1 protein-coding gene is annotated in these 572 nt (G+C 40.6%); it reads right to left on the reverse strand.

From position 1 onward, the window contains the following. The coding region (locus tag ACFFRH_RS44990; RefSeq protein WP_512701158.1) for an AraC family ligand binding domain-containing protein at positions 1 to 559 on the reverse strand (559 nt) is incomplete at its 3' end. Positions 560 to 572: the final 13 nt, after the last annotated feature.

Here is a 572-nt window from a genome sequence, read left to right on the forward strand (position 1 = left end):
CAATTTGCCGCCGTTGTGGATCTTTTTTACCATCTGCGTACATAAGACAAATCCACTGATAAATAATTTTCGTCAGAAAAGCGACTGCCAGATTATTTTTTATTGCTTCTGGTGAAGTTATTAACTCAGCAACTTCGGTGAGTTCCTGATTATAAATTTCGCCATTATAAATAACGCTTTGCTGACCAACGGGAATATCCATCATACTGGTGGGGGTAAATTCCATCCAGTACTGTTCCCAGACTAAACCTTCACAGTGATAAGAGTGAATATCCATTGGCTTTAAGAATATAATACAGTTGCCATGCAGTGTTATTTGTTCGCCATTCTTTAAAAGAATTTTCCCACATCCTTGTACGGTATACACCGCAACCCATGAGTTGGCGATAAGCGGTTTCTTCTTGTCCCGCGGCCAGATCACCCGGTAATGCTCGTCGGCGTAGGTATGCCAGAGCGAGATCAGAGAAATTCCGCTGGAGATCACATTTTCGTTAACCAATAAGGGAATATTGTACGGAGTTTCGTTTTTTACATCTGAACTTTGCAATTTTCCATTCATTTTAATATCCCTC

The sequence above is a fragment of the Streptosporangium vulgare genome (genome assembly GCF_042428775.1).
Lineage (GTDB): Bacteria > Actinomycetota > Actinomycetes > Streptosporangiales > Streptosporangiaceae > Streptosporangium > Streptosporangium vulgare.